General features: G+C 61.1%; 14 protein-coding genes and 1 tRNA gene. 3 read left to right on the top strand and 12 right to left on the bottom strand.

Annotated elements, in window-relative coordinates; translation table 11 throughout:
- Positions 1 to 449 precede the first annotated feature (449 nt).
- Genes K8I04_12620 through K8I04_12610 form a run of 3 tightly spaced genes read left to right on the top strand, consistent with a single transcriptional unit; the run spans position 450 to position 1,986 of the window.
- Positions 450 to 653, top strand: coding sequence for a helix-turn-helix domain-containing protein (locus K8I04_12620; GenBank protein ID MBZ0072552.1), 204 nt, complete (start codon positions 450 to 452; stop codon positions 651 to 653).
- Positions 650 to 1,771 (top strand): phage integrase Arm DNA-binding domain-containing protein, encoded by a 1,122-nt coding sequence (locus K8I04_12615; protein MBZ0072551.1) that lies wholly within the window; start codon positions 650 to 652, stop codon positions 1,769 to 1,771. The genes K8I04_12620 and K8I04_12615 overlap by 4 nt, the downstream gene beginning before the upstream one ends.
- A complete protein-coding gene (locus K8I04_12610) occupies positions 1,768 to 1,986 on the top strand; it encodes a hypothetical protein (protein ID MBZ0072550.1) in 219 nt (72 codons plus the stop codon). The genes K8I04_12615 and K8I04_12610 overlap by 4 nt, the downstream gene beginning before the upstream one ends.
- 11 nt (positions 1,987 to 1,997) lie before the next feature.
- Here the strand turns inward: K8I04_12610 and K8I04_12605 are convergent.
- The 12 genes from K8I04_12605 to atpD all read right to left on the bottom strand — a co-directional run bounded on the left by K8I04_12605 (position 1,998) and on the right by atpD (position 12,656).
- Positions 1,998 to 2,074: transfer RNA gene (locus tag K8I04_12605), tRNA-Val, on the bottom strand.
- Between the two features lie 113 nt (positions 2,075 to 2,187).
- The gene (locus tag K8I04_12600; GenBank protein ID MBZ0072549.1) at positions 2,188 to 4,203 is read right to left on the bottom strand and encodes a M48 family metalloprotease; all 2,016 of its coding nucleotides are present in this window, start codon (positions 4,201 to 4,203) and stop codon (positions 2,188 to 2,190) included.
- A gap of 458 nt (positions 4,204 to 4,661) precedes the next feature.
- Entirely contained in the window at positions 4,662 to 5,258 is a 597-nt protein-coding gene (locus tag K8I04_12595) for a LemA family protein (protein MBZ0072548.1), read from the bottom strand.
- A gap of 243 nt (positions 5,259 to 5,501) precedes the next feature.
- A complete protein-coding gene (locus tag K8I04_12590; GenBank protein MBZ0072547.1) occupies positions 5,502 to 6,407 on the bottom strand; it encodes a F0F1 ATP synthase subunit gamma in 906 nt (301 codons plus the stop codon).
- Positions 6,404 to 7,987: an alternate F1F0 ATPase, F1 subunit alpha gene (locus tag K8I04_12585; protein MBZ0072546.1), complete on the bottom strand. Its 1,584-nt coding sequence runs from the start codon at positions 7,985 to 7,987 to the stop codon at positions 6,404 to 6,406. Before K8I04_12585 ends, K8I04_12590 begins: the two co-directional genes overlap by 4 nt.
- A 400-nt stretch (positions 7,988 to 8,387) precedes the next feature.
- Positions 8,388 to 9,152, bottom strand: coding sequence for a F0F1 ATP synthase subunit delta (locus tag K8I04_12580; protein ID MBZ0072545.1), 765 nt, complete (start codon positions 9,150 to 9,152; stop codon positions 8,388 to 8,390).
- A gap of 3 nt (positions 9,153 to 9,155) precedes the next feature.
- Entirely contained in the window at positions 9,156 to 9,437 is a 282-nt protein-coding gene (locus K8I04_12575) for a F0F1 ATP synthase subunit C (protein ID MBZ0072544.1), read from the bottom strand.
- A gap of 25 nt (positions 9,438 to 9,462) precedes the next feature.
- The gene (locus K8I04_12570) at positions 9,463 to 10,158 is read right to left on the bottom strand and encodes a F0F1 ATP synthase subunit A (GenBank protein MBZ0072543.1); all 696 of its coding nucleotides are present in this window, start codon (positions 10,156 to 10,158) and stop codon (positions 9,463 to 9,465) included.
- Positions 10,148 to 10,462, bottom strand: a complete 315-nt coding sequence (locus K8I04_12565) for an ATP synthase subunit I (GenBank protein MBZ0072542.1) — start codon at positions 10,460 to 10,462, stop codon at positions 10,148 to 10,150. The genes K8I04_12570 and K8I04_12565 overlap by 11 nt, the downstream gene beginning before the upstream one ends.
- A complete protein-coding gene (locus K8I04_12560; protein ID MBZ0072541.1) occupies positions 10,455 to 10,793 on the bottom strand; it encodes an AtpZ/AtpI family protein in 339 nt (112 codons plus the stop codon). The genes K8I04_12565 and K8I04_12560 overlap by 8 nt, the downstream gene beginning before the upstream one ends.
- Positions 10,786 to 11,175 carry a F0F1 ATP synthase subunit epsilon gene (locus tag K8I04_12555; protein MBZ0072540.1) on the bottom strand — a complete coding sequence of 130 codons (390 nt, stop codon included), beginning with the start codon at positions 11,173 to 11,175 and terminating at the stop codon, positions 10,786 to 10,788. Before K8I04_12555 ends, K8I04_12560 begins: the two co-directional genes overlap by 8 nt.
- Positions 11,176 to 11,180: 5 nt before the next feature.
- Positions 11,181 to 12,656 carry a F0F1 ATP synthase subunit beta gene (gene atpD / locus K8I04_12550; GenBank protein MBZ0072539.1) on the bottom strand — a complete coding sequence of 492 codons (1,476 nt, stop codon included), beginning with the start codon at positions 12,654 to 12,656 and terminating at the stop codon, positions 11,181 to 11,183.
- Between the last annotated feature and the right edge of the window lie 92 nt (positions 12,657 to 12,748).

Here is a 12,748-nt window from a genome sequence, read left to right as displayed (position 1 = left end):
TCAGGCTTTCCGTTGCGGTCTGTGAGGGTCCCATTCTACCGCTTGGGCAGCATGCCCCACGCCGTGCCGAACCGAGACTGTGGACGCATAAACACGGCGCGGTAGGCTTCGGTTGATCGATGCCTACGTAGCCGTATAGGGGATGGGTGGGATGTTTTTTGGGTTGGCTGGAGCCTGAGCGGCATCTTTGGCAGGTCCGCCAAGCAAAAACAATAAGTTGCCGACCATGCCTTCTAGCATACTAACTAGTACCGGTCGTCAGCCTACCGGCAAAAACCGCTTGGTAGCAGATAATAGTGCCGCATTGGTGAATGTACTATTGCTAAACATATTACGATTTTGATATGATATCAATACCGGGCACTGAGGCCAATGACGCGAGATTGTTGAAGTAAGGTATCTATCTAAACGCACCGGCTCCGATCCATCTTCAATGGGAGCTTATGCAAGTGGCTAAATTAATTAGTATTTCTGAATACCGAGACCTCCGGTTTACCGGCCGCCGTCCGGCTGCCTCGACTCTCCGGCGATGGATCGAGGACGGCGAACTCCCCGGCAGACGCATCGGCGGCTGTTACTACGTCGACCTCGATGCCGAGCAGAAGCGCACCGGCAACAGCATTGCCGACGCTATTCTGGAGACACTGGAGTGACTGGCCGCCGCAAACCGGGCGCCACACCCCTGCCGCCCAACCTGTATCGCAACGGGGCCTATTTCCAGTACCGCCATCCACAGACGGGGCGCCGCTTCGGCCTCGGGCGCGATAAGGCCAAGGCGGTCGCAGCGGCACGCAAGCTTAACGACACCCTGATGGGCGAACAGCCGGAGCAGCCGCTGGTGGCGAAGGTGCTAGGCATCTCACCGGTGACGATGCACGCTCTGCTAGACCGCTACGTCAAGGAGCGCGTGCCGGACAAAAAATGGAAACCGCAGACCAAGGACAACATGCTGGGCTACCTGCGCCGCTACCGGCGCGAGTTCGGCACCAAGATGGTCGCTGCGATCGATGTCAAATTCATGGCGGATTTCCTCGACGCGCTTGATGGGCGCCACGCGTACTTGAAACACCGGTCACTGCTGCTCGATGTATTTGCGTTCGCCAGGGCGAAGGGGCTGATACAGCAAAACCCTGTCGCCGAGACACTATTGGTGCCGGCCCCGCCACGCGTGCGCCAGCGCCTCGATCTCGCCGGTTTCTGGGCAATCCACGCGGGCGCCCCGCTGTTCCTCCAAGTCGCGATGGAGCTGATGCTAATCACGCTGCTGCGCCCCTGCGACGCGGTGCATGTGAAGCGTACGGATGTGCTGGACGGCCGCCTCCATGCGCGTCTGCGCAAGACCGACAACTACGATAAACCGGTGCACCTTAAGATCCACATGACCACCGAGCTGGAGGCGGTATTCCAACACGCCGCGGAGTCTGGGCTGGTATCACCCTTCGTGATCCACTTCAGGCCGAAGAGGAAGGTCAAAGCGGAGTGGCGCGAGCACTGGACGCAGATGTCCGAGAAATATCTCGAACGCGCCTTCACGGAGGTCAGAGACGCGCTGGGACTGTACGCGGATATGCCGCCGGCACAACGCCCGACGCTCTACGAAATCCGCTCCCTCGGCGTGCACGTCTATGAGAGCGTGATGGGCTATGACCGTGAGTACACCCAAGCCCTCGCCGGGCACTCGACGGCCCGGATGACCGGGGCATACAAGGACGGCCACGGGGTGGAGTACCGAGAGGTCGAAGCGGGACTGAAGCTGGGGGATCTGCGATGAGGGCGCTGGAGCTGATGCAGGGACTACTGGAGCACCCGGACGCGGCAGTCGCCGCCCAGGCCGCGGCACTGCTGAACCGCCACCGCGCGGCGCTGCGGCGGGGCGACCACGCCGCAGCGCACTGGGCGCGCAAGGCGGCGTGGAGCCTGTACGACACGGCTACATCTTCACAATCCGTTCACACATCTTCACACGGATTAGACGAACAGATGTAACCCTTTGAATTTGGTAGGCGCGATTGGACTCGAACCAACGACCCCCACCATGTCAAGGTGGTGCTCTAACCAACTGAGCTACGCGCCTGAAGCTAGAAGCTCAGGCATTTTACAGCCTCGCAAAACTCTGTCAACTACCAACCATCCTAAGATCAGCGAGGTTCCCGGTCGTGCCGTTGGTTCTTCTGGACCGATGAAATTTTACCGGCGCTCCTGCCCTACGGCTGTGGTCGAGCGGATGATCGGCGGCATCGGACAACCGAGTGCGTCCGAAAAGGCACGCAGCAACTCCATTTCCACAGGCGCTATGGTCTGATCACGTACGATACTGGCGGCACAGGCCTTCAGTAGGCGCGGTTTGGCCAGGGGGTGCAGGTTTTCCAGTTTTTGCAGTGCGCGATCCAGATCGGACAGGCGAATGGCATTTTTTGCCACCAACTGAAGGCCACTGATCTCCAGCGTTTTCACGGCTGCACTGAAGGCCTCCTCGACCTCCTTGGGGGCCTGTTGACCGGCATGGGCCAGTACCGAGAGGAGCAGTTGGATCTCCTTCCTGAGTTGACCGATATCGGAAGGGCGTTTTTTCGTACGTGTCTGCTTGAAGAACTGCCCGTCCAGATGGTTGAACAGAATCTTCTGTAACGACCATTCCAGCAGATCGATCCTGGAGTCCATCTCGATCAACGTGACCAGGTTGTCTCGGAAGACACGGTATTGATCGAGTGATAACTGTTTGAGTGCCGGAATGGTGATGTCGATGATCGGCAACCGGTGTTTGATCTCCAGGCCAGCCATCTCCCGCAGCAACTTTTCCGTCAACGCGAAGACATCCGGATCGGCATGTAGGCGCAGATGTTCCAGTTGTCGGTCACGGACGCCCTGCCCCCTATCGAGCACCAGCGAATAAATGACCGCGCGGGCACCATAGGGTTCCCGGGCCGCCCCTTGGATGACGGTGGGCAGCCCGGCCAGCAGCGAGCGGGCATGATCTATCGTTTCTGAGTCTGGATTACCGATCTGGTCGATGGCAGTGGCGACAGCGGCCAGCGCGGCACCGCTGCCGGCGGTGGCAGCCTGCCTGGCAAGCTGTTCGCGCGCGCGCATCGATCCATCTTCGCCCTCCTCACCCTCGTGGCCCGGTCTCCTTTCCCGAGGTCTTGGATCTTCCCGATGATCCACAGGTGCGTCGCTGCTATCGCGCGTATCGAACTTGCCATCCCAATGGGGATCGATGCGCAAGATGCGTTTGGCCAGTGGCGGGTGCGTGGCAGACAGGGAGCGCATGACCCCTGAGAGGCCCTGGGCGAAAAAGGCATGACTGACTTCGGACGCACCAGGGTTTTCCACTGTGGAACCGAATTCGAGTCCGCCGATGCGCTTCAATGCGCCTGCAATCCCGTCCGGGTTACGGGTGAACTGGACTGCCGAGGCATCTGCCAGATATTCCCGCTGCCGGCTCACTGCGGCCTTGATCAGGCCGCCGAAAAAGGTACCGGCAAAGCCGATGACCATCAGCCCGATCGCCAGCGCCAGTATCCCGCCCCCGCCTTTGCCGCTGTTCCGTCCGCGCCGCGAAAAAGAAGCAGAACGTAAAATATAATAGCCGATAATGCCGACGATCAGGATGCCATGCAGCACGCCCATCAAACGGATATTGAGGCGCATATCGCCGTTGAATATATGACTGAACTCATGGGCAATGACGCCTTGCAGTTGCTCCCGGTTCAGATGCTCGATCGTCCCCTGCGTCACGCCGATGACGGCGTCGCGTGGCGAAAAACCGGCCGCGAAGGCATTGATGCCCGGCTCCTCCACGAGCAGATACACCGGCGGTACCGGCGTACCTGAGGCGATAGCCATCTCCTCCACGATATTCAACAATTTCCGCTGCTTCAGGTCGGTGGTGTTTTGCGGGATCAATTGCCCACCCAACGCCTCGGCAACCACCTTGCCACCGGCCGACAGGGCCATGATCTTGTACAGACTGCCCGCCAGGATCACGACACTGACACCGACACTGACCGCGGCAAAGGTCTGCCAATCCATTTGCTGGTACAAGACGCCACCGTCTTGCAGTTGCTCGCTGTTGATATAGCCGAACACCACCATGACCAGAAGATTGGTCATGACGATCAGGCTGACCACCGCCAGCACGAACAGCAGGACGAGCTGGAGTGTGTTCTTACGCACACGATCTTGTGATTCAAAGAAGTTCATTTTATATTTTGAAAACAGTCATTGCAGCCACGGAAGTACACGGAACAACACGGAACAACACGGAAAAATGCAGACAGGATCACAGGCTTCACATGACATCCCACGTCACCTGCCAAGTGCCGAGGTAGGGCTTCGCAACATGGCTTCATTTCAATATCTTCCGTGTGCTTCCGTGGCAAATAGGGTTTCTGGGTCAGCAGCCGTGTAGGGTGCGTCGGCGGCAGCGACGCACCGTTGCATGGAACCCGGTGCGTCAGGCTGCGCCTCGACGCACCCTACCGGTCTGCTGTGGGGCCCTGTGGACGGCTTCATTGCATTTTCAACAATAGATTTTTTCCGTGTTGTTCCGTGTGTTTCCGTGGCCAAAAAAGGTTTCGTCCGTGTCGTTCCGTGGATTTCGTGGCAAACAGGGTTTCTTGGCTAGCAGCGATTCCAGGTATCCGAATATCCTGTGGCCGCTAAAATGAAACCTTGGGCGCCGCCTGTATGGCCGCCGTGTCGGCGAATTCCAACAGCGTCGCGTCTTGCGTGTGACCGAAGCGTGCGGCGAAAAAGACCGGTGGGAACGACTGCTTATAGGTGTTATAGGCCATCACCTGGTCGTTGAAGGCCTGCCGGGAAAAAGAGACCTTGTTTTCGGTGGAGATGAGCTCTTCGCTCAACTGCATCATGTTCTGATTGGCCTTGAGGTCCGGGTAGGCCTCCATCACCATATTGAAGTTCATCAAGGCGCCCGCCAGTTTGCTTTCGGCGCCACCCAGGTCTTTCATCGCCGCGGCACTGCCCGGATCGGCCGCTGCCTTGGAAAGCATATTCTGTGCCGCATTACGCGCCTCGACCACGGCCTCCAGGGTTTCGCGTTCGTGTTTGATATAACCCTTGGCGGTCTCGATGAGATTGGGTATCAGGTCGTAGCGCCGTTTCAACTGCACCTCGATCTGGGCAAAGGCGTTCTGGTAGCGATTTTTCAGCGTCACCAGTTTATTGAATATCCCGATCACATAAACAACGATCAGGGCAATAACGACCAGGATGACGATCAATGTGATATCCATGTTTTCACCTCTTTGAAAACTGCGGAATCGGCTGGTAATGGCGCTTGCTTACACCTTTTTTGGCCACGGAAACACACGGAAAGACACGGAAAAAAGCTTATTACATAAAGCCCGTGAACCCAGCGACAGATCATGTCCTGGGTTTACATAGTAAATTATTTCCGTGTTATTCCGTGTGTTTCCGTGGCCAAAAATGGTTTAAAACGGAAACGTTCGCCCTTGGTCAGGATAGATATATAGAAATCAAATACCACGATGGGCTCCGGCATCGCTCAGTGCCTCGAACCCGGAGATCAGGTCGAACAGTTCCGCGTCGATGCCACTCTGGCGCAACCGGTGGAAGGTGCGGTTGAGTTCGTCCAGCAGTTCATCGATATTCTTGTCGGCGCGTTGCATCGCCGCGAGGCGGCTCGCGTTCTCGCTGGCCAGCGATTCGGCGCAGGCCCGGAACAGCGAGACGAACAGGTATTCGCGCACCAGCGCCCGCAGCGTGGAGGCGCCACCACCCACGACCTCCGGCAGATTCTCCGTCGGCCAGGGGCGTTCGGCCAGCGTGCGGCGCCAGCGCTCATCCAGCGGCAACAGCCGCTGACGGACGGGCGCATATACCGACCCGACCACGGGACGGTTATAGAACAGATGGAGTTCGGTGATGTCACCCCGGCTGCGGTGGGCCTCACTCGCCATGAGGATCTGCCCGACCAGCGAGCTGATGGCCTGGACGGAATTCGGTACGCTGAAGCAACCGATCGGCGCAAGGCCCGCGTCCACCAGGCGCGCATGCATGCGCTCGCCGACCGCCCACACTCGCGGTTCCCCGGGCAGCGCTGCCAGCGTCTTGAGCGCATCCTCGGCCGCCACATCATTGAACTGCCCCACCAGTCCCTGGTCGGAACCGAACACCACCGCGCCAACTCCCACCGACGCCGCTCTTGCGGTCTCTCCGGTCAGCGATTCCATCTCCTGCAGGTCGCGAAAGCAGACGCTCAAGCCCAGCTCCACAGTGCGATTGTAATCACCCAGGGCACGTACCGATTGTTCGTATTGATCGATACTCGCCGCGGCCATCGCCTTCATGGTGCGGACCACGGATTGCAGACCGCTGGCGCTGTCGATCTTGCGACGCAGGCTCGCTACGGTATCGCTCATATCCCCTCCCCGGGTTGTGTCGCGGCACCGGGGTGGGACCGGGGACCGGCCTTGGACTGAAAACCGACCAATGCCTGGCGGGCCAGGTCGAGGATCGTCTCCCGATCCGCAGCGCTCAAGCCGTCGACCCCATCCAGGCGCTCGCGCAGCGACGCCGGCATCTCCGCCACGGCCTCGGTGATGGCCTGCTCGGCGTCCGTCATCCGCTCCAGCGGCACGGCACCGAACAGTCCGGCACCCAATGCCAGCAGGATGGCGATCTGGGCGGGCACCTCCACCGGGGCGAATTCCGGCTGTTTCAGGCAGGCGCGGATGCGCTGTCCATGTTCGATCACCTTGTTGCTCTCTGCATCCAGCCGGGCCCCGAACCGGGCGAAGGATTCCAGCTCCTCGAACTGGGCATAGGCGAGCTTGAGGTCACCCACCACCGCGCGGTAGGCCGCCCGTTGTGCGTTGCCGCCGACGCGCGACACGGACTTGCTGACATCGACCGCCGGCAGCACCCCCAGTTCGAACAGGGTCGGTGACAGATAGATCTGCCCGTCGGTGATGGAAATCAGGTTGGTGGGGATATAGGCGGAGATGTTCTGGGCCTCGGTCTCGATGATGGGCAAGGCGGTGAGCGAACCCCCACCGCGTTCATCGCGCAGTTGTGTCGCGCGTTCCAGCAGGCGCGAATGGATGTAGAAGATGTCCCCGGGAAAGGCCTCGCGCCCCGGCGGGCGGCGCAGCAGCAGGGACAGTTCGCGATAGGCACGGGCATGATGGGTGAGGTCATCGTACACGATCAGCACATCGCGGCCCTGCTCCATAAAATACTCCGCAATGCTGGTGGCGGCGTACGGCGCGATATAGGCGAGGCCCGGTGGATCGTTGCCCTCGGTGACGACCACGACGGTGTACTCCAGTGCGCCCTGTTCCTGGAAGGTGGCCACTGCCCTGGCCACGGCGGACGCACGCTGACCGATGGCGCAATAGATACACAGAACATCCTGGCCGCGCTGATTGAGAATGGTGTCGATCGCAATGGCGGTCTTACCGGTCTGCCGGTCTCCCAGGATCAGCTCGCGCTGGCCACGCCCGATGGGAATGAGCGCATCGACCACCTTGAGGCCGGTCTGCAGCGGCACGCCGACCGGGGCGCGGTCCATGATGGCGGGGGCGGGACGCTCGATGGGCAGGCGCTCGCTTGCAAGCAGCGGCCCGCGGTCATCGTGGGGCCGGCCGAGCGGGTCGATGACGCGCCCCAGCAGGCCGTCACCCACGGCCACATCCATCACCCGGCCGGTGCGCTCGACCTCATCCCCGGTATGCAGATGCCAGTAATCGCCGAGCAGGACGACGCCGATCTCATCCTCGTCCACGTTGAAGGCGATACCGAACACATCACCGGGAAACCTCACCAGTTCGTCACTGCCCACACCGGGGAGACCGGAGACCCGGGCGATCCCCGTGGAGACGCTGGTGATCGTACCCACCTCACGCGGCGTCAGGTGCGGCGTAAAGGCCTCGCGCCCCCGGCTCAGGCCGGAAAACGCGTTATCGAATACGCCTTGCAAGGAATCCGGTGGTGCGCTCATTGCCTCTCCCGGGGCTGGTTACAGATCCTGATGTGAAGGGTGCTTAGTTAAACCGTTTTTGGCCACGGAATCCACGGAACGACACGGACAAAACTTTTTTTGGCCACGGAAACACACGGAAGTACACGGAATGTAAAACCCGCCATGTCGGCCTCTTCTGTACTTGTCCGTGCGTCCTCGTGACAAATTTTCAGCGTACCCCGTGCCGATGAGGGACCGGCCGTGTAGGGTGCGTCGGCGGCAGCGACGCACCGTGGCGTGGAACCCGGTGCGTCAGGCTACGCCTCGACGCACCCTACCGATCTGCGGAGGGAACCCTGCGGACGGCTTCATTGCGTTTTCAACAATAGGATTTTGTCCGTGTTGTTCCGTGTGTTTCCGTGGCCAAAAAAGATATACGTCAAACGTCCTTCGCTCCCAACAGCTCGCCGATGCTGTTTTCCAGTGAGTCGAGATAATCGGCGATACTCCAGGCGACCTTCTGTCCGTTGGTGGTGAGTTCGATACCACTGATCACCTCGGGCGCGGTGTCGAAACGTACCGGAATGTCCATCGCCAGGGTCTCATTCAGCGCGGTCTGGATCAGCGTGCGTTGCGTTGCTGTCAGTTCAAAGGCGCTGCGCACGCGCACTGGCTGGGTCGATGTCTGCAGGGACGTGGCGAGGCCTTGTCTGGCCTCGGCGTCCAGCGCCCGCAGGCGGTCCGCGAAGACCGCGCTCATGCGTTCTTCCAGACTGGTCCCGGCGAGGTCGGTCAGCGCCTGGCGCGCGATGGCAAATACCTCCGTGCGGGTGCGACGGGTGATTTCGTTACTCAAGCTCTGGTGTTCGCGTTGCAACGCCTTCTGCCGTTTGTCACGCAGGGTGTCGGCCGCCTGCCGTGCCTCATCGAGCAGCCGCTGCCGTTCGGTCTTGGCCGCGTCGGTTGCCTGACTCAGGAGAGCGGCGCGCTGCTGGTCGAAGGCCTCGTTCTTGCGCTGGAAGGTGTCGCGCTCCGTACGGGCCTCGATCTCTTTCGCGGCCGCATCCGCGAGCGACGCGGCGATGCGCTGTTCCCGTGCATCGATGGCGCGCAGGATCGGCTGGTACAGGAAGCGTTTCAGCAGCCACACCAGGATGAGAAAATTGACTATCTGGGCGGCGACCGTAAACCAATCGACGACCATGGCCTATAGTCCGGCGGCCTGGGCGAGGACGTGATTCCAGAAGGGGTTGGCGAAGATCAGGATCATCGAGACCACGAAACAGTAGATCGCCGTGGACTCGATCATCGCCAGACCGACGAACAGCGTCCGGGTGATGGTGGCGGACGCATCGGGTTGCTGGGCCAGGGAAGTCAATGCCGTCGCGACCGCCCGCCCCTCGCCCAGCGCCGGGGCCATGGTGCCGATACCGGTGGTGAGACCGGCGGTGATAATCGATGCCATCGCGATGAATGTCATGCTATCCATACTCGTCTCCTCAGGCTGTCAGGGTTCAATGGGGTTGCCCGGCGGCGGCTGCAGGCGCCTGGACACGGGTCGCGGCGGCAATGTAGACCGCGGCCAGGATGAAGAAAATATAGGCCTGCACCATGCCGGTCAGCAGGCCCAACGCCATCATGACGATCGGAAAGATGAACGGCGTGATGGTGAGCAGGATCGCGATGATCATCGCGCCGCTCATCATGTTGCCGAACAGACGCACGGCCAGCGCCAGGGTGCGGGAGATTTCACTGATGATATTGAATGGTAGCATGATGAACGTCGGCTGGGCGTAGGACCTGAGATAGGCACGCAGGCCACGCTCTTCGATACCGAAAAACGGCACCGCGACGAACACGCACAGGGCCAGCGCCACCGTGGTTGAGAGCGAACCCGTGGGCGGCTGGTAGCCGGGGATGACGGTGCACAGGGCGCTCATGGCGAGAAACAACACGAGCGTACCCAGAAAGCCGAGATAGCGTTTCGGGTTACTGAGACCGATGTCGGTAAGCTGCCCCTCGATGGCGAGGACGATGATCTCCAGCACATTCTGCCAGCGGGCCCGGTGCAGCCCGATGGAGAGCCTGCGGGTGATCAGCCTGGCGCCCACGGCCAGCACCAGCATCAGCGCCCAGGTGAAGACGATGGTGGCATTGAGTTTGAAAAACCCGTATTGCCAGAAAATGAGCTCATCGGGACTAAGGCGCATGGCCGGCCTCTTTCACCGGGGTTTCAACGTGTTCGAGTGGCGGCCCGGCGAGCCGCGTGATGATGCTGCGCGCGACGACAAATCCAACCAGACAGGCCAGCAGCCGTTGCCAATCACCAGCTCCCACGAAATAGAATCCCGTCACGACGATGGCGGTCCGCAGCAGCAGGCTGCCAAGAAACAACAGTGCCGGACGCCTGGATACGATGCCCAGGCGCACCGTCCACCACAGGCCACCAAAGGACAGGGCGCTGAGCGCCAGGCCCGCCAGCCCTGCCAGTGCCAGCGTCAACCAGTCATTCATCCCCATCCTCCGCTTCGTCCCGCATCGCCTTGTCTTCCCTGGCGACCCAGTGCCACGCATTCAGACAGCCAATGGTCAGACCGATGATCAGCAGCGTTAATGTCCAGGAGTGGCTTCCGGGATAGTGCTTGTCCAGCCAGATACCGAGTGCCGCGCCGAGCAGTGTCGGGATCGCCACCGACCAGCCGATCAGCCCCATCATGCCCAGGCCGAACCAGACGCCCGGCGCGGCGTCGCGCTGTGCCTTGAGCTTGCGCGCCGCCTTTCTGCCGACCTCCTGCCCGAGCGACGGTTTTTGTTTCGCCGGCGTGTCTCGCTCTTCGTCAGTCATGGTGGAACGTTACCATGCGGCGGATGAAGTCACTTTCCATTTTCGCCAGCACGAAACGCATACTTTGCTCATGCTCGCCCAGAGTCAGAAACTCCTGCTCCACCGCAGCTCGCAGCTCGCCGAGGTCCGTTCCCCCGATCGCCTGGCGCACCGAAACGAGCACCTCCGGCCCCGTTTTGACCAGTACCCCTTCATCCACCGCCACATACACCACGCCCTCCGCTGCGGTCTCGTAGGTCAGGATACCGGGCGCGAGTGCCGCGACACAATCCAGCCGCCGTGGCAAGAGCCCCAGTGAGCCGCTGCGGGTCTCGGCGACGATGCGCACCACCTCACCCTCGTCGGCGAAGACCTGGAAAGGCAGGAGGATCTTGAGATTCATCCGGGTCATTTGATCTCTGCCTGCGCCTCCGGCGCGGAGCCGGGCGTGTCACTGACTGCACCGTCGCCGGGTTGCAACTTGTGCTTTGCCTCATCCACCGCACCGATCATATAGAGCGCGCTCTCCGGGTAGTCTTTGAACTCATCGTTCAGGATACGCTCACATCCGTCCAGTGACTCTTCCAGGCTGACCAGCTTGCCCGGGAGCCCGGTAAACTGCTCGGTGGTGAAAAACGGCTGGGTCAGAAAACGCTCCAGGCGGCGGGCGCGGGCGACCACATCACGGTCCTGCGGCGACAGTTGCTCCAGGCCGAGCATGGCGATGATGTCCTTGAGTTCCGCATATTGCGCCAGCGTGCGACGGATCTCCTGTGCGAGCGCATAGTGCCGGACACCGACGATGCCCGGTGTGGCCATCTTGGAATTGGACTGCAACGGGTCGATGGCCGGGTACAGCCCCTCGCTCGCCCGCTTGCGCGACAACACCATCGATGCGGACAGGTGCGAGAAGGTATGCACCGCCGCCGGGTCGGTGAAATCATCCGCCGGCACATACACCGCCTGGATCGAGGTGATGGCGCCGCTGTCGGTATTGGCGATACGCTCTTCCAGCTGTGACAGCTCGGTGCCCATGGTCGGCTGGTAGCCGAGCCGTGAGGGCATCTGCCCCATCAGCCCGGAGACCTCCGAGCCGGCCTGGATGAACCGGAAGATGTTATCGATGAGCAGCAATACGTCACGGCGCTCGTCGTCACGGAAATACTCGGCCATCGTCAGCGCGGCGTGGCCGACACGAAAACGCGCCCCCGGCGGCTCGTTCATCTGGCCGAAGATCATCACCATGTTCGGCAGTACGCCGGCCTCTTTCATCTCGCGGTAGAGTTCCTCGCCTTCGCGACAACGTTCACCGATACCGCAAAAGATACTCACGCCTTCGTGTTGGCCGATCATGTTGTGAATCATTTCGGTGAGCAGCACGGTCTTGCCCACCCCGGCCCCACCGAACAGGCCCGCCTTGCCGCCGCGCTCCAGCGGCATCAACACATCGATGGCCTTGATACCGGTCGCAAACACCTCCGATCGGGTGGTGCGGCGCACCAGCGGCGGCGGCAGCTGATGTATGGACCGCCAGTGCACATCGATCGGAGCCGCGGCCCGGTCGATGGCATGGCCGAACACGTCGAACATGCGTCCGAGGATGTCTCTGCCGACCGGTGCCTGCAACGGCCCGCCGGAGTCTTCCACCGGCATGCCACGTGCCAGGCCCTGGGTCGGGTTCAACGCAATACCCCGCACGCGGCACGCATCCAGTTGCGCCAGCACTTCGATGACGATTTGATTCTGTTCCCCCGTGCGCAGCAACGCATGGATCGGCGGCAGCTGCACATCGAAACGCATATCCACGACGCTGCCACGCACCGAGACGACCACGCCGGAATTCAATACGCGGGTATCGGTTGGTATGTTTGTATCCGCACTCATCACCACGGTGCCCGCCCCTCTCCGGCACACCCGGCGGACTCAGGTGCGGGCGCCGCGCGCAGGTACAGCAGGATTGTGGATGACGCCATGAC

The sequence above is a fragment of the Gammaproteobacteria bacterium genome (assembly GCA_019911805.1).
GTDB lineage: Bacteria > Pseudomonadota > Gammaproteobacteria > Thiohalobacterales > Thiohalobacteraceae > JAHJQQ01.
Note: the sequence above shows the minus strand (reverse complement) of the source record. Positions and strands in the feature narration are given on the sequence as shown.

Bases quoted from the DNA above. Each gene is read 5' to 3' on its own strand.
- K8I04_12610 (MBZ0072550.1), top strand. From the start codon at position 1,768: ATGAGGGCGCTGGAGCTGATGCAGGGACTACTGGAGCACCCGGACGCG.
- K8I04_12600 (MBZ0072549.1), bottom strand. From the start codon at position 4,203: ATGAACTTCTTTGAATCACAAGATCGTGTGCGTAAGAACACACTCCAG.
- K8I04_12595 (MBZ0072548.1), bottom strand. From the start codon at position 5,258: ATGGATATCACATTGATCGTCATCCTGGTCGTTATTGCCCTGATCGTT.
- K8I04_12590 (MBZ0072547.1), bottom strand. From the start codon at position 6,407: ATGAGCGATACCGTAGCGAGCCTGCGTCGCAAGATCGACAGCGCCAGC.
- K8I04_12585 (MBZ0072546.1), bottom strand. From the start codon at position 7,987: ATGAGCGCACCACCGGATTCCTTGCAAGGCGTATTCGATAACGCGTTT.
- K8I04_12580 (MBZ0072545.1), bottom strand. From the start codon at position 9,152: ATGGTCGTCGATTGGTTTACGGTCGCCGCCCAGATAGTCAATTTTCTC.
- K8I04_12575 (MBZ0072544.1), bottom strand. From the start codon at position 9,437: ATGGATAGCATGACATTCATCGCGATGGCATCGATTATCACCGCCGGT.
- K8I04_12570 (MBZ0072543.1), bottom strand. From the start codon at position 10,158: ATGCGCCTTAGTCCCGATGAGCTCATTTTCTGGCAATACGGGTTTTTC.
- K8I04_12565 (MBZ0072542.1), bottom strand. From the start codon at position 10,462: ATGAATGACTGGTTGACGCTGGCACTGGCAGGGCTGGCGGGCCTGGCG.
- K8I04_12560 (MBZ0072541.1), bottom strand. From the start codon at position 10,793: ATGACTGACGAAGAGCGAGACACGCCGGCGAAACAAAAACCGTCGCTC.
- K8I04_12555 (MBZ0072540.1), bottom strand. From the start codon at position 11,175: ATGAATCTCAAGATCCTCCTGCCTTTCCAGGTCTTCGCCGACGAGGGT.
- atpD (MBZ0072539.1), bottom strand. From the start codon at position 12,656: ATGAGTGCGGATACAAACATACCAACCGATACCCGCGTATTGAATTCC.